General features: G+C 67.2%; 20 protein-coding genes and 1 tRNA gene. 13 read left to right on the plus strand and 8 right to left on the minus strand.

From position 1 onward, the window contains the following. Positions 1–10: 10 nt before the first annotated feature. From EQZ23_RS11020 to EQZ23_RS11035, 4 genes are all read right to left on the minus strand, one after another. Positions 11–1,267, minus strand: a complete 1,257-nt coding sequence (locus tag EQZ23_RS11020; RefSeq protein WP_128454435.1) for an integrase arm-type DNA-binding domain-containing protein — start codon at positions 1,265–1,267, stop codon at positions 11–13. Between the two features lie 160 nt (positions 1,268–1,427). Further along, positions 1,428–1,503, minus strand: a tRNA-Thr gene (locus tag EQZ23_RS11025). Between the two features lie 31 nt (positions 1,504–1,534). Beyond that, complete coding sequence (locus EQZ23_RS11030) at positions 1,535–2,407, minus strand: hypothetical protein (RefSeq protein WP_128454436.1); 873 nt, start codon at positions 2,405–2,407, stop codon at positions 1,535–1,537. Beyond that, positions 2,400–3,719 carry a replication-associated recombination protein A gene (locus EQZ23_RS11035; RefSeq protein WP_128454437.1) on the minus strand — a complete coding sequence of 440 codons (1,320 nt, stop codon included), beginning with the start codon at positions 3,717–3,719 and terminating at the stop codon, positions 2,400–2,402. The genes EQZ23_RS11030 and EQZ23_RS11035 overlap by 8 nt, the downstream gene beginning before the upstream one ends. A 256-nt stretch (positions 3,720–3,975) precedes the next feature. On the opposite strand from EQZ23_RS11035, the gene EQZ23_RS11040 reads away from it, so the two are divergent. Further along, positions 3,976–4,566, plus strand: coding sequence for a PadR family transcriptional regulator (locus EQZ23_RS11040; protein ID WP_128454438.1), 591 nt, complete (start codon positions 3,976–3,978; stop codon positions 4,564–4,566). Continuing rightward, on the plus strand, positions 4,563–4,856 hold the full coding sequence (locus EQZ23_RS11045; RefSeq protein WP_128454439.1) for a DUF2218 domain-containing protein: 294 nt from the start codon (positions 4,563–4,565) through the stop codon (positions 4,854–4,856). Before EQZ23_RS11040 ends, EQZ23_RS11045 begins: the two co-directional genes overlap by 4 nt. Before the next feature lie 156 nt (positions 4,857–5,012). On the opposite strand, the gene EQZ23_RS11050 is transcribed toward EQZ23_RS11045, so the two are convergent. Next, positions 5,013–6,164, minus strand: coding sequence for a glycosyltransferase family 1 protein (locus EQZ23_RS11050; RefSeq protein WP_128454440.1), 1,152 nt, complete (start codon positions 6,162–6,164; stop codon positions 5,013–5,015). Between the two features lie 103 nt (positions 6,165–6,267). Here EQZ23_RS11050 and radA point away from each other — a divergent pair, with 103 nt between their 5' ends. The 7 genes from radA (at position 6,268) to EQZ23_RS11085 (ending at position 11,870) form a co-directional block, all read left to right on the plus strand. Beyond that, positions 6,268–7,638 (plus strand): DNA repair protein RadA, encoded by a 1,371-nt coding sequence (gene radA / locus EQZ23_RS11055; protein ID WP_128454441.1) that lies wholly within the window; start codon positions 6,268–6,270, stop codon positions 7,636–7,638. 149 nt (positions 7,639–7,787) lie between these two features. Further along, the gene (locus EQZ23_RS11060; RefSeq protein WP_240663497.1) at positions 7,788–8,108 is read left to right on the plus strand and encodes a hypothetical protein; all 321 of its coding nucleotides are present in this window, start codon (positions 7,788–7,790) and stop codon (positions 8,106–8,108) included. Between the two features lie 48 nt (positions 8,109–8,156). Next, positions 8,157–8,717, plus strand: coding sequence for a YkgJ family cysteine cluster protein (locus EQZ23_RS11065; protein WP_128454744.1), 561 nt, complete (start codon positions 8,157–8,159; stop codon positions 8,715–8,717). 75 nt (positions 8,718–8,792) lie between these two features. Then, complete coding sequence (locus EQZ23_RS11070; RefSeq protein ID WP_128454442.1) at positions 8,793–9,359, plus strand: CvpA family protein; 567 nt, start codon at positions 8,793–8,795, stop codon at positions 9,357–9,359. Further along, positions 9,356–9,787, plus strand: a complete 432-nt coding sequence (locus EQZ23_RS11075) for an iron-sulfur cluster assembly scaffold protein (RefSeq protein WP_128454443.1) — start codon at positions 9,356–9,358, stop codon at positions 9,785–9,787. Before EQZ23_RS11070 ends, EQZ23_RS11075 begins: the two co-directional genes overlap by 4 nt. Continuing rightward, positions 9,787–11,547 carry a cation:proton antiporter gene (locus EQZ23_RS11080; protein ID WP_128454444.1) on the plus strand — a complete coding sequence of 587 codons (1,761 nt, stop codon included), beginning with the start codon at positions 9,787–9,789 and terminating at the stop codon, positions 11,545–11,547. Before EQZ23_RS11075 ends, EQZ23_RS11080 begins: the two co-directional genes overlap by 1 nt. After that, a complete protein-coding gene (locus EQZ23_RS11085) occupies positions 11,544–11,870 on the plus strand; it encodes a DUF423 domain-containing protein (RefSeq protein WP_128454445.1) in 327 nt (108 codons plus the stop codon). The genes EQZ23_RS11080 and EQZ23_RS11085 overlap by 4 nt, the downstream gene beginning before the upstream one ends. Before the next feature lie 86 nt (positions 11,871–11,956). On the opposite strand, the gene EQZ23_RS11090 is transcribed toward EQZ23_RS11085, so the two are convergent. The 3 genes from EQZ23_RS11090 to EQZ23_RS11100 are packed head-to-tail and all read right to left on the minus strand — an operon-like array spanning position 11,957 to position 13,745. Beyond that, the gene (locus tag EQZ23_RS11090) at positions 11,957–12,097 is read right to left on the minus strand and encodes a DUF2256 domain-containing protein (protein WP_082444318.1); all 141 of its coding nucleotides are present in this window, start codon (positions 12,095–12,097) and stop codon (positions 11,957–11,959) included. Next, positions 12,097–13,197, minus strand: coding sequence for a 3-dehydroquinate synthase (gene aroB, locus EQZ23_RS11095; RefSeq protein ID WP_128454446.1), 1,101 nt, complete (start codon positions 13,195–13,197; stop codon positions 12,097–12,099). The genes EQZ23_RS11090 and aroB overlap by 1 nt, the downstream gene beginning before the upstream one ends. Continuing rightward, positions 13,194–13,745, minus strand: a complete 552-nt coding sequence (locus EQZ23_RS11100; RefSeq protein WP_128454447.1) for a shikimate kinase — start codon at positions 13,743–13,745, stop codon at positions 13,194–13,196. Before EQZ23_RS11100 ends, aroB begins: the two co-directional genes overlap by 4 nt. A gap of 101 nt (positions 13,746–13,846) precedes the next feature. On the opposite strand from EQZ23_RS11100, the gene EQZ23_RS20460 reads away from it, so the two are divergent. Genes EQZ23_RS20460 through EQZ23_RS11115 form a run of 4 tightly spaced genes read left to right on the plus strand, consistent with a single transcriptional unit; the run spans position 13,847 to position 17,736 of the window. Beyond that, positions 13,847–13,981 (plus strand): hypothetical protein, encoded by a 135-nt coding sequence (locus EQZ23_RS20460; RefSeq protein ID WP_267904487.1) that lies wholly within the window; start codon positions 13,847–13,849, stop codon positions 13,979–13,981. Continuing rightward, entirely contained in the window at positions 13,965–15,815 is a 1,851-nt protein-coding gene (locus EQZ23_RS11105) for a hypothetical protein (protein WP_128454448.1), read from the plus strand. Before EQZ23_RS20460 ends, EQZ23_RS11105 begins: the two co-directional genes overlap by 17 nt. Continuing rightward, positions 15,812–16,735: a tyrosine-type recombinase/integrase gene (locus EQZ23_RS11110; RefSeq protein ID WP_276318467.1), complete on the plus strand. Its 924-nt coding sequence runs from the start codon at positions 15,812–15,814 to the stop codon at positions 16,733–16,735. The genes EQZ23_RS11105 and EQZ23_RS11110 overlap by 4 nt, the downstream gene beginning before the upstream one ends. Before the next feature lie 53 nt (positions 16,736–16,788). Next, on the plus strand, positions 16,789–17,736 hold the full coding sequence (locus EQZ23_RS11115; RefSeq protein ID WP_128454449.1) for an acetyl-CoA carboxylase carboxyltransferase subunit alpha: 948 nt from the start codon (positions 16,789–16,791) through the stop codon (positions 17,734–17,736). Positions 17,737–17,753: the final 17 nt, after the last annotated feature.

The raw sequence follows: 17,753 nt of genomic DNA on the forward strand, positions 1-17,753 counted from the left end.
GCTGCACCCTTCAGGAGTGCCGCGACCCCTCGAGGAGCTGGGCTGGATTCAACAGATCGACGCTCAGCAAGTCCGCCCATTCCTGCGCGATCTCGCGCCGTCGAGGCATGTATGCATATCGATTGTAGATTGCTTCCGTGCTGCCATCGATATGCGCCAACATCAGGTCGACGATCTCTCGATCGCCCTTCCGCCCCTCCTCGGCGGCGAGCCGGTTCATGACGGTCGAGAACGTTGCCCGCCAACCATGCGGCACATGGACCGCGGCGTAGCCAGCCTCCCGATACAGTTTGCTGATCGTGCTGTCGCTGAGTGGCCGCTTGGCAAACCTGATCGATCGGAAAATCAGACCAGTCGTACCGCTGAAGCTGATCGCTACCTTCACGATCTCGACGGCTTGCCGCGACAGCGGAACGACAAATTCGAATGCTGGATCGTTGCGACGCTCCTGCGCCAGTTTCATCTTGGCAGCCGGAATGCGCCAGATCGGGGCATTGCCGTCCAAGTCCTCGAACTCGTGCACCTCCGCCAGGCGCAACACCCCCGACCTGACCGCCGTCAACGCCAGTAGGCGCGACGCTAGGCGCGTCAGCGGGTAGGCCGGTCGTGCCTCGACCACCCTCAGCAGTTCCCGCGCGTGAGCGATCGTCTGGACCGCCGGATAGTGACGATGCCGAACACGGCCGAGCGCCTTGCCCATCTCCGCGGCCGGATTGTTGGTCGCGATCGCGCTGGCGATCGCGTGCACGAAGATGTCGGAGATCCGCTGCCGGCATCGGTGCGCGACGTCGGCCGAGCCGCGCGATTCGATCTTCCGAAGCAGGGTGACGATCTGCGGCGATGTCACCTGCGATATCGGCATCTTGCCGATCGCCGGGAACACGTCGTTCTCCAAGGTACGCAGCACGTGCGCCGCATGGCGCGGCTTGAAGAGCGGGACCTGACTGGCGTGCCACGTCAGCGCTACCGACTTGAACGTATGCTCGCCCTGAGCTGCTGCCTGCGCTGCCTGCAGGACGCGATCGACTGAGGGATCCACGCCTGTCCGGAGCAGCGCCGCTGCCTGCTCGCGCGCGATTCGCGCCTTCTTCAGCGAGACGTCCGGATAGAGGCCGAACGTCAGTCGCTTTTCCTTGCCGTGGATGCGATATTTCCACCGCCAGGACCGAGCACCCGACTTTAAAATCTCGAGATACAGGCCGTGCCCGTCGAATAGTTTCGACTTCCCGTCCGCCGGTGGCGATTTGCACTGCAGGTCGGTTAGCATGTGATGCCCCCAACCCCGAAATACCATGCCCCCATAATGCCCCCGAATGCCCCCGCCAGTTCTGGCGGACATTGGCGGCTTTTGACGGTAACAGAAACCCCCAAAAGTGGCTGATTTCTGGGCTTTTTGGCGGGCCTTGACCGTCTATGGCGGTGAAAAATGGTGCCGGTTGCAGGAATCGAACCCGCGACATCCAGTTTACAAAACTGGCGCTCTACCAACTGAGCTAAACCGGCCCGTTCGCGTCAGGCGTGACCGCCCAATGCTTCAAGATACGCCGAAGGTCCAGCCCTCGGTTTGCGCAATATGCGGCGTCATCGCCGTCGGTGTCCAGAGTTCGGGGCGGTGCGCGTTGGCACGCAGCCAGGCGGCGGTGAGGATCGCGTCGGTGGCGTGATCATCGTAGCGCGCGAGCGGCGCGTGGCGATGGCTCCGCAGATTGGCCAGCGCCGCGTCGAGCGCGGCGGCGTCGCGCATCTTGCTGAGCCCCTTGCGGATACCGGCGGCACGGGCGGCGATCGTGGTATAGATCTCGACGATCACCGGGCCTTCGGGCGGTAGCGGATCGAACGGCCAGACCGGCACGCGGCCGGCGAGGCGGTGGAGCACGCGCATGCCGGTCAGGCTCGACTTGCCGACCTGCGCCGCGCCGATCAGGTTGAAGCAGCTCGTCGGCGACAGGCCCATCGCGCGCTGGCCGTGCTCGCAGACCCGCATCCGGCCCGGGCCACCGGGGAACAGGTCGCCGCAATCGCGGTGCTGGCGGAAGTGGCGGCGAATTTCGGGATCGGTGAGCAGGGTCGACACTGCGAGATGCGGATCGGAGGCGGAGGCTTGGTCGACCATCGCCCAGAGCGTGCGGGCGTCGGGCGGACTACCGGGCGCGCCGGGGAAATACCCGTCGCGATCGACGAACGGGAACGCAGGGGACAGGTCCAGGCCAACCAGGGTGGGCATAGTCTGGTCGAGCAACCACGCCAGCACATCGTCCCGCGACCATGCTGTCGCTGCCGGCGGCTCGACCAGCGTCGGCGCGGCATCGCCGGTATCGCAGATCGCGACGGCGATGCCCTTGTGTCGATGCCCCTGCGCGCCGGACCAGTCGATCGCAGCAAACCGCGTGAACCGCGTCTCAGCCATTCTTCTCGGCGCGCAGGCCGTCCCAATAGGCGAGACGTTCGGACAGGCGTTTCTCAAAACCCCGTTCGGTCGGGGTGTAGAAGGTCTGCGGACACATTTCGTCGGGCCAATAGTCCGAGCCGGAAAACGCGTCTTCGGTGTCGTGATCATACGCGTAACCCTTGCCGTAGCCGATATCGCGCATGAGCTTGGTCGGCGCGTTGCGGATCGATGCGGGCGGCATCAGCGAACCGGTCTCCCGCGCCGATTTCCACGCGGCCTTCTGCGCCTTGTAGACTGCGTTCGATTTGGGCGCGGTGGCGAGGTAGACGCAGGCCTGCGCGATCGCGAGTTCGCCTTCGGGACTGCCGAGGAAGTCATAGGTGTCCTTGGCGGCGATGCACTGGACCAGCGCCTGCGGGTCAGCGAGGCCGATATCCTCGACCGCGGCGCGGGTCAGCCGACGCAGCAGGAACAGCGGTTCCTCGCCCGCCGTCAGCATCCGCGCGAGGTAATAAAGTGCTGCCTGCGGATCGCTCCCACGGATCGATTTGTGGAGCGCGGAGATGAGGTTGTAATGCCCCTCGCGATCCTTGTCGTACACCGCGACGCGGCGTTGCAGGAAGTTCGATAGCCCCGCGGGATCGAGCGGCTCGGGCAGGTTCACCGAGAACAGCGTCTCCGCCTGGTTGAGCAGGAAGCGGCCGTCGCCGTCGGCGCTGGCGATCAGCGCGTCCTTGGCGGGTGGGGTGAGGGGGAGGGGCCGCTCCATCTCCGTCTCGGCGCGGTCGAGCAGCAGTTCCAGCGCACCCCGGCCGAGCCGTTCGAGGATCAGCACCTGCGCGCGGCTCAGCAGTGCGGCGTTGAGTTCGAACGAAGGGTTTTCGGTGGTCGCGCCGACCAGCGTGACGGTGCCGTCCTCGACATACGGTAGGAAGCCGTCCTGCTGGGCACGGTTGAAGCGGTGGATCTCGTCCACGAACAGCAAGGTGCGCTTGCCCATCTTGGCGTGCTCGCGCGCTTCGGCGAACGACTTCTTGAGGTCGGCGACGCCGGAGAACACCGCCGAGATCGCGACGAACCGCAGGTCGACCGCGTCGGCGAGCAGGCGTGCGATCGTGGTCTTGCCGGTGCCGGGCGGCCCCCAGAGGATGATCGACGATAGCCGCCCCGCGGACACCATCCGTCCGATCGCACCTTCGGGTCCGGTGATGTGATCCTGCCCCACCACCTCGTCCAGCGTGCGCGGGCGCAGGCGATCGGCGAGCGGCGCGTTTTCAGGGGGCGTTTCGGTGGGGGCGGCGGGTTCGAAGCCCGCGAAGAGATCGGCCATTGCAGGAAGATAGGGGCGGGGGCCCGGTTTGCCCATCTCTACCCTCCTCCTTCGTCATGCCGGGCCCTTCGACTACGCTCAGGAGAGCCTTGTTCCGGCATCCGCGCTTCCGCCTGATCAATGACGGTGAATTTGCGGAACGGTAGACCCCGGAACGAGCCCGGGGTGACGGAGTTTTTCGACACGCTCTCTTGAATCGAAAACAGTCTGCGATATATCGCGACTCATGATTAAAGATATATCGGAGAACACTCAAATGCGTTTTGGTATGGGATATGGAGCCTGGACCGGTGGCCCGCGGGCCGATGGCGAAGGCCGGGGTCGGCCTGGTCAGGAAGGTCACGGTCGGCATGGACACGGCCATCGCGGCGGCCCGCGTGGCCGGCGGCGGCTGTTCGACGGCGGCGAATTGAAGCTCGTCATGCTGAAGCTGATCGCGGACGCGCCGCGCCACGGCTACGACCTGATCCGCGAGATCGAGGGGCTGACCGGGGGTGGCTATGCGCCGAGCCCGGGCGTCGTTTATCCGACGCTCAGCATGCTCGACGAAATGGGGCTGATCGAAGAGCAGCAGTCGGAAGGCGCGAAGAAGCGTTTTGCGGCGAGCGATGAGGGCCGCGCGCATCTGGCGGAGAATGCAGCCGTGGTCGACGGTTTGTTCGCGCGCCTTGCCGCGGTCGGCGCGGAGTCCGAGCGGACCGATGGCGCGCCGATCCGGCGGGCGATGGGCAATCTGCGGCAGGTGTTGCAGACGCGCTTGATGCGCGAGGACGTCAACGAGGACACGCTGCACGACGTCGCGGCGCTGCTCGACGAGGCCGCGCAGAAGATCGAGCGCCTCAAGTGAACGTCTCGGTCGCACGCGTGCCGACGCACTCGGGCAGCAAGTATCTCCAGCAACTCGCCAAGCATTGGAGCCACAAGATGGAGGTGACGTTTTCGGAGGAAGACGGCCGCATCGCCTTTCCGAACGGCAGCGTGCTGGAGATGCGCGCCGACACCGATACGCTCGATGTCGCGCTGACGGTGCCGGAGGGCGAGGATTTCGAGCGGATGCGCGGCGTGGTATCGAGCCACCTCGACCGTTTCGCCTTCCGCGAGGCGCCGCTGACGTTCGACTGGACGACGGCGGCCTGACTAGGTCCTACCCCGCAAGGGGGAGGTGGCTGGCCCTTGCCAGACGGAGGGGGAGGTAAGGGAAACCGCTGTTCCGTATCCTCCCTTTCCGTCGCCTTAGGCGACACCGCCCCCTGGCGGGGGAGGATCGCGCGGGCGGCACCTAGAAATCCCTGCCTACGCCCCCCGCCGCGCCATAACCTCGAGATACGTGTCCAGCACCGTCTGGTTGATCGTATCCCACAGATACCCGGCGGCCTTGTCGTGCCCGGCCCAGCCCATCGTCTCGCGCAGCCCGGGCTCCGTCACGATCCGCCCGATGGCGTCCGCATACCCACCGATGTCCGTCGGCGGCACGAGGAAGCCGGTCACGCCATCATCGACCAGCCCGACTGCTCCCGACGCGCGTGCCGCCACGACCGGCACGCCAGCCGCCATCGCCTCCAGTGTCACATTGCCGAACGTCTCGGTCACGCTGGGATTGAAGAACACGTCCATCGACGCGACCGCCCGGCCCAGATCGTCGCCCGACTGGAACCCCGCGAACACCGCGCCCGGCACGCGGGCGGCGAACCAGTCGCGCGCGGGGCCTTCGCCGATCACCAGCACCTTGTGCGGCACGCCGCGCTGCTCGAGCGCGTGGATCACGTCGGCAAAGACGTCGAGCCCCTTCTCCTTCACCAGCCGCCCGAGAAACCCGACCGCGACCTCGCCGTCCGCGATGCCGAGCGCCCGCCGCCAGTCGAGATCGCGGCGCGTCGGCGTGAAGCGGTCGTGGTTCACGCCGCGCGACCAGATCGCGGTCGGCGTCGTCACGCCCCAGCTCCGGACGATTTCGGCCATGCCGCGCCCCGGCACCAGCACTTCGTCGACGCGATTGTAGAAGCGCGTCAGGATCTTCACCATGATCGGCTCGAAGAACGCCATCCGGTAATAGCGGAAATACGTCTCGAACCGCGTGTGCAGCGAGGCGACCGTGGCAATGCCATTGCGCCGCCCGTAACTGATCGCGCGGTGGCCGAGAAAATCCGGCGCCGAGACATGAATCATGTTCGGCGCGAACGCATCCAGGTCGCGGCGGATCGCCGCCGGCAGCCCGCGCGCCATCTTGTATTCGCCCCGCCCCGCCGGCAACGGCAGCGACGGTACCGCGACCAGATCGCCGGTCGGCGGGAAGGCCGGCTTGGCGTTGGTCGGCGAATAGACACGCACCGTCGCGCCCTTCGACAACAGATGGCCGACGAGCAAATTCAGCGCCTGGTTTGCGCCATCGCGAACGTAATTATAGTTGCCGCTGAACAGGGCGATGCGCAGGTCGGTGGCGTGCATCGTGGCGCGGATAACGCGGCGAGCCCCGAAGCGCCACTAAATCCGCAACATAGTACGAGTGCTCGGCATTGATGTTCCCGTATCGTTCTCGTACACGCGAGACATGGCGAAACCCCAGAAGCGTTATGTGTGTCAGGCTTGCGGATCGGTGTCGCACCGTTGGGCGGGGCAATGCGCCGATTGCAACGAGTGGAACACGCTCGTCGAGGAGGCGAACACCGCCGCCACGCCGTTCCATTCGAAGCATAATCTCCAGACTGGCGGCCGTGCGATCCAGCTCGTCGGCCTCGATGCCGAGATCAAGCTGCCCGACCGGATGGCGACCGGCATCGCCGAGCTCGACCGCGCGCTGGGTGGCGGCTTCGTCGAGGGCTCGGCAACGCTGATCGGCGGTGATCCGGGGATCGGCAAGTCGACGCTGCTGCTTCAGGCCGCGGCGAAGATGGCGCTGGCCGGGCAGTCGGTCGCCTATGTCTCGGGGGAGGAGGCGGCGGATCAGGTCCGGTTGCGCGCACGGCGGCTGGGGCTGGGCAATGCGCCCGTGCAACTCGCGGCGGCGACCTCGACCCGCGATATCCTGACGACGTTGCAGACGAAGCCCCCGGCGATGCTGGTGATCGATTCGATCCAGACGATGCACTCCGATCTGATCGAGGGCGCGCCGGGGACGGTCAGCCAGGTCCGCGCGTCGGCGCAGGAACTGATCCGCTTCGCCAAGGAGCGTGGGACCGCGGTGGTGCTGGTCGGACACGTGACCAAGGACGGCTCGATCGCCGGCCCGCGCGTGCTCGAGCACATGGTCGACACGGTGCTCTCGTTCGAGGGCGAACGCAGCCACCAGTACCGGATCCTCCGCGCGATCAAGAACCGGTTCGGCGGGACCGACGAGATCGGCGTGTTCTCGATGCAGACCGAAGGATTGGCGGAGGTCGGCAACCCGTCGTCGCTGTTCCTCACGCACCGCGACGATGCGATGACCGGCGCGACGGTGTTTCCCGCGCTGGAGGGCACGCGGCCGGTACTGGTCGAGATCCAGGCGCTGACGGTGCGGCTGGCGTCGGGTGCGACGCCGCGGCGTGCGGTAGTCGGCTGGGATTCGGGGCGTCTCGCGATGATTCTCGCGGTGCTGGAGGCGCGCTGCGGACTGAGTTTCTCCAATGCCGAAGTCTATCTGAACATCGCCGGCGGCTACCGTGTGCAGGACCCCGCGGCGGACCTCGCAGTGGCGGCGGCGCTGATCTCGGCGATGGCGGAACGCCCGGTGCCGGTCGATTCGGTGGCGTTCGGCGAAGTCGCGCTGTCGGGCGAAATCCGCCCGGTGGCGCATGGCCCATTGCGGTTGAAGGAGGCGAGCAAGCTCGGCTTCGAACGCGCCTTGGTGCCCGCGTCGATGACGGGCGAGAAGAGTGGCATGAAACTGTCGGGCTTTAAGACGCTCTCCGCGTTCGTCGATCATATGCTGGGGCGGGGGTAGGCGTCTCGAATCTTGTTTCCCCGCGAAGGCGGGGACCCAGACTGGGCTCCCGCCTTCGCGGGAGAACAAGGTTTGCTCGTGACGAGGGACGTATCCTGGGCAGCGCCAAGCGCATGGCGTGGCACCGCAGCTATGCTATGGCGCCCGACATGGCGAATATCCGAAGCAATACCGGTACCGTAAGCGTCGATGGTACCACCTACGACTGGTGCCTTCAGCGGGAGCCGCAACACACCGATGCCGACGGGTGGAAGGGCATGACGATCTCGCTGTTCGAGCGAGATATGCAGCGAGAAGCGTTGCTGGAATTCCCCGCGCCCAAGCGGCTGTTGAAGGGATTGCCCCGAGGGCGGCTCCAGATCGACGATGCGACCGTCACGCGCGGCGTGCGGGCCGCGCTGCTCGCCGGATGGGAGCCGGCGTCGCGCGGCAAGCCGATGGTCTTCACGGTGGATTCCGAAGGAAATTGAGCCGTGGATCGGCGTGATACCCCGACCGCGGCGGATCCACGGACGCAGATGCAACCTCACGCAGACCTGGAAACCGCGCTGTTGGGGCCGGTTCTAGCGGAGCGGAGCTGTGGCGATTGCACGGTGTGCTGCACCGAACTCACGGTCGATACGCCCGAGTTCGCCAAGTCTGCGGGGACGCCGTGCGTGCACCTTTCAGGACGTGGTTGCGGCATCCATGCCGTCCGTCCTCGGATCTGCCGGACATGGTTCTGCGCCTGGCGCCGGGTGGCCAGCTTGCCCGACGAGGCCCGGCCCGATCGATCCGGCCTGCTCGTCTCGCTCAATTTCGTCAGCAAGCCGCAGAACTGCCTCGAGGGCGTGGCGATTCATGTCCGCGTGCTCGCCGGCAGCGATGCGATCGCGAACGGCATGGCCGCCACCGTCCTGGACAGCGTGTGCGACCAGCTGGTCCCGGTTTGGTTCAGCGACGGGGCCAGGAAAATGTTGATGCATCCAGACAACGACGTCGCCAGCCTCGTGATCTCGGGCGCGCTAGCGCCCTCGCATCTGCGGGACGAAGTCGCCGCGTGGCGCGGCCGCTACGATGTCTTTGCTTCGAACGACTAGAGGTCGGCGCGCTTGGAGAGCCTCGCCGACAGCGCGCACTAGCGGTTCGCCTCCAGCGTCCCTATTCCAGAGCGCATGAACCTCACCGCGCTAGACATCGTCGTCCTGATTGCCGTCGCCGGGTCCGCGGTGCTCGGGTTGATCCGCGGGTTCGTCACCGAAGTGCTGTCGATGTTCGCCTGGGTGGCGATGGTGGCGATGCTGAAGCTGTTCCACATCCCGCTCTCTGCCGCGCTGTCGCCGATGGTCGGCACGGTGGGTGGGGCTGCGGTACTCGCGTTCGCGATCATCACCGGCGTCACCTATATCGGCGGGCGGCTGGTCGCCAACGCGATCGGCGCGCGGACGCGGACCTCGATCCTCGGGCCGGTAGACCGCGCGCTCGGCTTCGGGTTCGGCGCGCTGAAGGGCCTGATCCTCGCTAGCCTCGTGTTCCTGCTCGCCACGCTCGTGCTTGACACGATGGGCGGTGGACGGTCGCATCGGCCGGGCTGGATGACCACGTCGCGGACCTATCCATTGCTCAACGCGACCAGCGCGAGCATCGCCGATTTCGTCGACCGCCGCCGTCGCGGCAAACCCGTCTTCGGCGCGATAACGCCGCCTTCCTCTTCCGATAACGCAAGCGACCCGACGACATGAGCGCGCCCCTCTACAATGCCGAAATCCTCCGCCTCGCAGCCTCGATCCCGCATCACGAACGCCTGCCCGAGCCGATGGCGACAGCCGAACGACGCTCGCCGATCTGCGGCAGCCGCGTGACGATCGACGTGTCGGTCGACGACGCCGGTCGGGTGAGCGAGGTCGGCCTATTGGTCCGCGCCTGCGCGCTCGGCCAGGCGTCGTCGTCGCTGCTCGCCGCAAATATCCTCGGCCGCACCCCCGCCGAGCTCGCCGTCGCGCGCGACGCGGTGACGGCATGGCTTGCGCGCGAGGGCGATGCGCCCGAATGGCCGGGCATGGATATCTTCACGCCCGCGCTTGATTACACCGCGCGCCACCCGTCGATCCGGCTCGCGTTCGAAGCCGCGACCGAGGCTGCCGAGACCGCCGCAAAGGCGAAGGTCTGATGGCCGAAACATCGCCCTCCCTGTTGCGGGACGGCGTCGTGTTGCTCGGCTTCGGCCTGATGTTCGTGCTGCTGTTCCGGCGGCTCGGGCTGGGCGCGACGCTGGGTTATCTGGTCGCGGGCGCGGTCGTCGGACCGCATGTGCTCGGGCTGGTTGGCGATGCGGAGTCGAAGCTCGGTTTCGCCGAGCTCGGCATCACGCTGCTCCTGTTCATCGTCGGGCTCGAACTCAATCCGACGCGGCTGTGGCGGATGAAGCACGAGATTTTCGGGCTTGGGCTCCTGCAGGTCGCGATCTGTGGAATTGCGATCACCGCAATCGTCTGGGTCGGCGCGAAATTCTCGTTGCCCGCCGCGTTCGCGCTGGGACTGCCGCTGGCACTGTCGTCGACCGCGCAGGTGCTGCCGATGCTGCGCTCGTCGGGGCGGATGCGCACCCCGTTCGGCGAGCGTGCCTTCTCGATCCTGTTGTTCCAGGACCTCTCTATCGTGCCGCTGATCACGATCGTCGCGGCGATGAGCCGTAATCCGGCGGATGCCAACGCGCCGCCCGGCTGGTTGCTGGCGATCTACACGGTGCTGGCGATTGGCGGCCTGATCATCGCCGGGCGCTTCGTCCTGCGGCCGTTCTTCCGGCTGATCGGCAATCTGGGCGAGCGTGAGATGTTCGTGTTCGCCGGCCTGTTCACCGTCATCGCCAGCGCCGCGATCATGGAATGGCTCGGGCTGTCGACGGCCCTCGGCGCGTTCATTGCCGGCGTCATGCTCGCGGACAGCCCGTATCGCCACGAGCTGGAAGCCGATGTCGAGCCGTTCCGTTCGATCCTGCTCGGGCTGTTCTTCCTCGCGGTCGGCATGGTGCTCGACCTCAATGCGATCGCCGAGCGGCCGCTGTTCGTGATGGCGATGGCGGCGGCGCTGATCCTGACCAAGACGAGCGTGATCATGCTGATCGGCATGGCGTTCAAGATGACCTGGCGACAGGCGTTCGCGCTCGGCCTGCTGCTCAGCCAGGGCGGCGAGTTCGGGTTCGTCCTGTTCGCGCAGGCGCAGGCGGGGCTGTTGATCGAACCGCAGGCGGCCAGCCTGTTCGGCGCGATCATCACGCTGTCGATGGCGACGACGCCGTTCCTGATGGGCATCACCAAGCGCTTCCGCACCGAGCCTTTGGCGAAGAACCAGGAGCGCGACGGGCCCAGGACCGATGGCTCGAATGCGATCATCGTCGGCTATGGTCGGTTCGGGCAAACCGTCGGCCAGATGCTGCTGACGCAGGATATCCCGGTCACGCTGATCGATACCGATATCGAGATGATCGACATCGCCGGCGAGTTCGGTGCCAAGGTCTATTATGGCGACGGTACGCGGCTCGACCTGTTGCGCCAGGCGGGGGCGGCGGAGGCGGAGCTGATCTGCTTCTGCATGGACGGCGATCAGCTCGAACCCGACACGATCGAAGGCGTGCACGAAGCGTTCCCGAACGCGGCGATCTATGTCCGCGCGTTCGACCGCCGCGCGCTGGTCAAGCTGAAGAACACCTCGGCGTCGTATGTCGTGCGCGAGGTGCTCGAGTCTGCGGTCAAGATGGCGCGGCTGGCAATGAACGGGCTGGGCGTTGCGAGCGCGGACATCGACCGGGCGGAGGACATGTACCGCGCGCGCGACAAGGAGCGGTTGCAGCTCCAGATCGATTCGGGCGACATGCGCGCGGCGCGTGCCGAGACTGCCGAACGCTTTCCGTGGGGGAACGACGCGACATGATACTTGTGATTCTCGCGGCCTTGTCGGGCGCGATCGCGGTCGCGGCCGGGGCGTTCGGCGCGCACGGCGCGAGCGGGCCGGCGGCCGAGTGGCTCAAGACCGGTGCGCAATATCAGCTCGTCCACATCGTCGCGGCGCTGGTCGCGATCCGGATGGAGGCGAGGGGGCCGGCGTGGCTTTTCATCATTGGCGCGGCGATCTTCGCGCTGACGCTCTACGCGATGGCGCTGGGTGCGCCGCGCTGGTTCGGGGCAATCACGCCGATCGGCGGCGCGCTGCTGATCGGCGGGTGGCTGTGGCTGGCGTGGAGTGCTCGCGGATAACGAGGAAAGTTTGTTTCCCCGCGAAGGCGGGGACCCAGACTGGGCACCCGCCTTCGCGGGTGAACAAGCTTACCTCAGTAAGGTAATTACCGCTTCTTCCGGCACGCATCCGAGCAGTAGATCACGCTGTCCCAGTCGCGCGCCCATTTCTTTCGCCACGTGAACGGGCGCTCGCACGCGGGGCAAACCTTGGTCGGCAGATTCTGCTTGGCGACACCGTTCGGCATCAGCGGGGCTGCGCGTCGAGGAAGGTCTCGACATCCCGGAGATCGACGGTCTTGTCTAAATACGTCTGACCGATCCCGCGCGCGAGCAGGAACGGGAGCGTCCCCGCCGCCATCTTCTTGTCGTGGCGCATGTGATCGACCAGCCGCGCGCCGTCCGCCGACACCCGCGCCGCGGCCAACCCGTCCGGAAGCCCGACGTCGCGCCAATGCGCCGCGACCCGCTGCGCATCCTGGCCCGAGCAGATGCCTTGCGCTGCCGAGAAGCCGAACGCCAGCGAACACCCGGCGGCCACGCCTTCGCCGTGGATCAGCGCCTGCGAGAACCCCGTTTCCGCCTCCAACGCATGCCCGAACGTATGCCCCAAGTTCAGCAAAGCGCGCGTGCCGTTGGTCTCATGCTCGTCCGCCGCAACGATCCGCGCCTTGGCCGACACGCTGTGCGCGATCGCGTATTCGCGAAGCGCGAGGTCGCCCGCCAGCAACGCGGCGCCATTCGCTTCGCACCATTCGAAGAAGGCGAAATCGTCGATCAGCCCGTATTTCACAACCTCGGCATAGCCCGCGCGCAGTTCGCGGATCGGCAGCGTGCCGAGCACTTGCGGATCGATCAGCACCAACGCCGGCTGGTGGAACGCGCCGATCAGGTTCTTGCCGGCACGCGTGTTAATCGCGGTCTTGCCGCCGACCGAGCTGTCGACCTGGGCCAGCAGCGACGTCGGGATCTGCACGAAGTTGCACCCGCGCTTCAGGATCGAACACGCAAACCCGACGAGATCGCCGATCACGCCGCCACCCAGCGCCACGACATGATCGCCGCGCTCGACACCGAGGTCGAGCAGCCGGTCGCACAGCATCTCCAGTGTCGCCCAGCTCTTGCTGCCCTCGCCGGGTGCCAGCACGATCGCCTCGGACGTCATCCCCACAGCGGTCAGCGATCCTCGCAATGTCGCAAGATGCTCTGACAAATTCTCGTCGGTGACGATCGCGACGCGGCGTTTGCCGGCAAGCGGCGCAAGGATCTCACCGGCCCGCGCGAGGATCCCGGCCTCGATATGGATCGGATAGGTCCGCGACCCCAGTTCGACGGTAACGGTCTTCATCGGCCAAGCGCCCTCAGAATAGCGGCGACGGTCGCTTCGTGCGGCGTCTTGTTGCTGACAATATGGATGTGCGCCTGCGCGTAGATCGGGTTGCGGACGCGCGCGAGTTCGGCGAGCACCTTGCCCGGATCGCGGTTGCGGAGCAGCGGCCGGGTATCGCGCCGCCCGACACGCTCGACGAGAATGTCGGGATGCGCGCTAAGCCAGACCGAGATCGCGTCGCGCAGGATCAGCGCGCGCGTGTCGTCGTTGATGAACGCGCCGCCGCCCGTCGCGATGATCTTGGGCGTGCCGTCGATCAGCCGCGCGATCACGCGGCGTTCGCCGTCACGGAAATACTCCTCGCCGTATTTGGCGAAGATCTCGGCAACCGTCATGCCCGACGCAGCCTCGATCTCGTGATCGGCGTCGACGAACGGCAGGTTCATGCGCAGCGCCAGCCGGCGGCCGACGGTGGTCTTGCCGACGCCCATCAACCCGACGAGCACGATCGGGCGATCGATCGGATGGCGGCGGGGCCCGCCTGAAGGGTTGTGGCTTTGCAACATCGTGAGGGGCGCTATACAGCGGCACCGCGCGAGGGCAAAAGCTCTTGGCGCCGATCTTTCTGCCCCGTTCACTACCCCCGCTCACTACAAGGTTACGTCGTATGTCCCGTTTCATCGTCTCGGTCGTCGTCGTGCTTGTGGTCGTGGTCGGCGGCCTGTTCCTGCTCGCCGGTCGCGCGACCGAGCGCCCGCAGAGCCGCGTCGAAAAGGCCGTGACGCTTGCGAACCTCTCTTAAGGCCACCCTTGCGGCGGCGGTCGCCGTCGGCGCGCTGACCGTTTCCGGCGCGCTCGCGTTGGCCCCGGCGATCGGCCAGGATCGTCCCGAATCGATCCTGCCCCCCGGCTTCGGCGAGCCGACGCCTGCGCCCGCGCCGCGTCCCGCCCCTCCCGCCGGTACGCAACCTGCACGGCCGGCAACGCCCGCCCCGCCGCAGTCGCGAACGCCGGGGGAAGCGTTGCCGCCCAGTGCGATGATCCAGCCGCTGCCGGCGACGCCGCCCGAAACCGCGTTGCCCACGCCCGTCGTGACGCCGCCTCCGGTCGATCCGGCAGTGCTCGCGCGCTATGAGATGCCCGAATACGCGCGTCGGTCGCTCGCGACGGTCGGTCCCGTGACTTCGAGTGAGGGCGGGCTGCAGACAGATGCGTTCGGCGATGCTGATGGCCAGTATGTCGAGACACTGATGCGCCGGCTGACCGCGCCGCTGCCATCGCGCTGGATGTCGATCCTGTTGCGGCGTGCGCTGGTGTCGCGCGTCGATACGCCCAGCCACACCAACGGCGCGGACTTCGCCGCCGAACGCGCGTGGCTGTTGCTGCGGATGGGCGAATCGGTCGCCGCGCGGGCGGTCACGCAGGGCGTCGACACCGACAACTACACGCCGAAGCTCTATCAGGTCGCGATGAACGCCTCGCTGGCGACCGGCGATCCGGCCGGGTTCTGCCCGCTCGTTCCCGGTGCGATGCGGTATGCGCCCGCCCGCGGCTGGACGATGGCGCAGGCGATCTGCGCGGGCCTGTCCGGCAATCCCGCGCAGGCGACACCGCTGATCGCGACAGCCAAGCGCCGCAACGTCGCCAGCGGCATCGACATGCTGCTCGCGCAGAAGGTCGTCGGCGCCGGTGCGCAGGGACGGCAAGCGGTGACGATCGAATGGGACGGCGTCGACCAGCTGACCGCGTGGCGGTTCGGCCTGGCGATGGCGACCGGCGTCGCGGTGCCCGACGAGCTTTATGCGAGCGCCGGCCCTCAGGTGCGGTATTGGCAGGCACTGTCGCCGTCGGTCCCGCTCGGTGCCCGGCTGGCGCCTGCGGAGTCTGCGGCGGGGCAGGGGGTGCTTTCCAGCGCCGCGCTGGTCGATCTCTATGCGGCGACTGCCAACGATGACGATGCGCAGAGCGCGGCGACGGCGACCGCCAATGATCTGCAGACCGCCTATGCCGATCGCAGTCCCGACGCGCGGCTGAATGCGCTCCGCCAATTGTGGGGCGGGGCGGACACGCAACCGTCCTATTCGCGCCTCGTGCTGACCGCGCGGGCGGCGGCGCGGATGAACCCGACTTTGGCGAAGGCCGAGGCGGATCATCTGGTTGCGTCGATGCTGTCCGCCGGGCTCGACCGCACCGCCGCGCGCTGGCTGGGGACCGTGCCCGCCGGCGGCGACGCATGGGCGATGATCATGCTCAGCGATCCGGACGCGTATCGCCGGCTGAGCTATTCCGACCTTGCCTCCTATTCCGGCGGCGCAGGCGATTCGGCGTTGAAGCAGCGCATGTTGTTTGCGGGTCTGGCGGGGCTCGGGCGGCTCAACTCGGGCGATATCGAACGCGCCGCGCAATCGCTCGGCGTCCGGATCGGTGCGGACAATGCCTGGACCCGCGCGCTCGATCGCGCCGCGCGTGCCGGTCAGTCGGGGACGGTCGTCGTGCTCGCCGCGATCGGGATGCAGGCGTCCGGGTGGAAGGATATCCCGCCCGAGGCGCTGTACCGGATCGTCGGTGCGTTGCGCGCTGTGGGCCTCGACGGCGAAGCGCGGATGATCGCCGCCGAGGCGATTGCCAGGGCGTGACCCATGCCGGGCGCGAGGGCGTGACCCACGCCACCGACCGCGCGCTGATCGATCGGTTCCTGGAGATGATGACCGCGGAGGCGGGAGCGGCGGTCAACACCGTCGCCGCCTATCGCAGCGACCTGACGCTCGCCTCGCAGGCGCTCGAGGGTGGGCTGGTCGAGGCGAATGCGGACACGCTGGCGACACTGGCAAGCGGATGGTCGGCGCTGTCCCGTTCGACAGTCGGGAGAAAATCGGCCTCGCTCCGCCGCTTCTTCGCGTTCCTCGCCGGCGAAGGCCACCGCGCCGACGATCCCGGCAAGGCGCTGCCCCGGCCGGGCACCGCGCGTACGCTCCCCAAGGTCCTGAGCCATGCCGATATCGACCGGCTGTTCGCGGCGATCGCCGAACGCGTCGTGCGCGACCCGCTCGACCCCAACGACCTGCGGCTCTCCGCCTTGTTCGAGCTCCTCTACGGGTCCGGCCTGCGCGCCACCGAGCTCGTCAGCCTGCCGCGCAACGCGGTGCATCCCGATCGTCCGTTCCTGATCCTGCGCGGCAAGGGTGGGCGCGAGCGGCTCGTGCCCATCTCGGACCGGGCGCGCGCTGCGGTGGCGCTTTGGCGTGCCCATGTCGCGACGGATCGCTTGTGGCTGTTCCCCTCGGGCAAGGGGCATCTGTCGCGCATCCGCCTGTATCAGCTGGTCAAGGCGCTCGCCGCCGAAGCGGGTATCCCCCCGGACCGCGTTAGCCCGCACGTCCTGCGCCATGCCTTCGCGACGCATCTGCTCGCAGGTGGCGCCGATCTGCGCGCGTTGCAGTCGATGCTGGGCCATGCGGATATCGCGACCACCGAGATCTACACGCATGTCGATTCGAGTCGCCTGGTGGAACTCGTCAACACGCGCCACCCGCTGGCGGATATGCCCCCGCGATAACGCGAACGGGGTGGCGCGTTGACGCGGACGGCGCTGCGCCGTAACCGCCGCTGATGCCAAGCTTCCTCGACTTCGAGAAACCGATCGCCGAACTCCAGGGCAGGATCGACGAACTCCGCGACACCGCCGCCGAAGGCAGCGTCGACCTCGCCGCCGACATCGCCCGTCTACAGGCGAAGTCCGACAAGCTGTTGAAGGACACCTTCGCGCGGCTGACCCCGTGGCAGAAGACGCAGGTCGCACGTCATCCCGAGCGCCCGCACTTCAAGGATTACGTCGCCGCGCTGTTCGACGAGTTTGTGCCGCTCGCGGGCGACCGCGCATTCGGCGACGACCAGGCGATCATCGGCGGCTTCGCGACCTTCCGGGGCCGCAAGATCATGGTCCTCGGCCACGAGAAGGGCGACGACACCGCCAGCCGGTTGCGTCACAATTTCGGCATGGGCAAGCCCGAGGGCTATCGGAAAGCGATCCGGCTGGTCGAACTGGCCAACCGATTCGGGCTGCCGATCGTGACTCTCGTCGACACGTCCGGCGCGTTCCCCGGTATTCAGGCCGAAGAGCGCGGGCAGGCAGAGGCGATCGCGCGCTCGACCGAAGCATGCCTTAACGCCGGTGTCCCGATCGTCGCGGCGATCGTCGGCGAAGGCGGTTCGGGTGGTGCGGTCGCGCTGGCCGCGGGTAACCGCGTGCTGATGTTCGAACACGCGGTCTATTCGGTGATCAGCCCCGAAGGCTGCGCCTCGATCCTGTGGCGCACCGCCGACAAGGCGCCCGAAGCCGCCGAAGCGATGCGGATCACCGCGCAGGACCTGAAGGCGTTCGGCGTCATCGACGATATCGTCGCCGAACCGCTTGGCGGCGCGCACCGCGACCGGGTCGCGGCGATTGGCGCGCTGGGGGATGCGCTGTCGTCGGCGCTCGACGATCTGGTGGCTCTAGCGCCTGCGGATTTGCGGAAGGATCGCCAGGCGAAATTCCTGAAGATGGGCCGTCTTTAAGACGGCGCACGAAAAAG

It is taken from the genome of Sphingomonas sp. UV9, assembly GCF_004101245.1.
Classification (GTDB): domain Bacteria; phylum Pseudomonadota; class Alphaproteobacteria; order Sphingomonadales; family Sphingomonadaceae; genus Sphingomonas.

Bases quoted from the DNA above. Each gene is read 5' to 3' on its own strand.
- EQZ23_RS11070 (WP_128454442.1), top strand. From the start codon at position 8,793: ATGAACCTCACCGCGCTAGACATCGTCGTCCTGATTGCCGTCGCCGGG.
- EQZ23_RS11030 (WP_128454436.1), bottom strand. From the start codon at position 2,407: ATGGCTGAGACGCGGTTCACGCGGTTTGCTGCGATCGACTGGTCCGGC.
- EQZ23_RS11065 (WP_128454744.1), top strand. From the start codon at position 8,157: ATGCAACCTCACGCAGACCTGGAAACCGCGCTGTTGGGGCCGGTTCTA.
- EQZ23_RS11035 (WP_128454437.1), bottom strand. From the start codon at position 3,719: ATGGCCGATCTCTTCGCGGGCTTCGAACCCGCCGCCCCCACCGAAACG.
- EQZ23_RS11060 (WP_240663497.1), top strand. From the start codon at position 7,788: ATGGCGAATATCCGAAGCAATACCGGTACCGTAAGCGTCGATGGTACC.
- EQZ23_RS11075 (WP_128454443.1), top strand. From the start codon at position 9,356: ATGAGCGCGCCCCTCTACAATGCCGAAATCCTCCGCCTCGCAGCCTCG.
- EQZ23_RS11050 (WP_128454440.1), bottom strand. From the start codon at position 6,164: ATGCACGCCACCGACCTGCGCATCGCCCTGTTCAGCGGCAACTATAAT.
- aroB (WP_128454446.1), bottom strand. From the start codon at position 13,197: ATGAAGACCGTTACCGTCGAACTGGGGTCGCGGACCTATCCGATCCAT.
- EQZ23_RS11115 (WP_128454449.1), top strand. From the start codon at position 16,789: ATGCCAAGCTTCCTCGACTTCGAGAAACCGATCGCCGAACTCCAGGGC.
- EQZ23_RS11090 (WP_082444318.1), bottom strand. From the start codon at position 12,097: ATGCCGAACGGTGTCGCCAAGCAGAATCTGCCGACCAAGGTTTGCCCC.
- EQZ23_RS11100 (WP_128454447.1), bottom strand. From the start codon at position 13,745: ATGTTGCAAAGCCACAACCCTTCAGGCGGGCCCCGCCGCCATCCGATC.
- EQZ23_RS20460 (WP_267904487.1), top strand. From the start codon at position 13,847: ATGTCCCGTTTCATCGTCTCGGTCGTCGTCGTGCTTGTGGTCGTGGTC.
- EQZ23_RS11040 (WP_128454438.1), top strand. From the start codon at position 3,976: ATGCGTTTTGGTATGGGATATGGAGCCTGGACCGGTGGCCCGCGGGCC.
- radA (WP_128454441.1), top strand. From the start codon at position 6,268: ATGGCGAAACCCCAGAAGCGTTATGTGTGTCAGGCTTGCGGATCGGTG.
- EQZ23_RS11080 (WP_128454444.1), top strand. From the start codon at position 9,787: ATGGCCGAAACATCGCCCTCCCTGTTGCGGGACGGCGTCGTGTTGCTC.
- EQZ23_RS11085 (WP_128454445.1), top strand. From the start codon at position 11,544: ATGATACTTGTGATTCTCGCGGCCTTGTCGGGCGCGATCGCGGTCGCG.
- EQZ23_RS11020 (WP_128454435.1), bottom strand. From the start codon at position 1,267: ATGCTAACCGACCTGCAGTGCAAATCGCCACCGGCGGACGGGAAGTCG.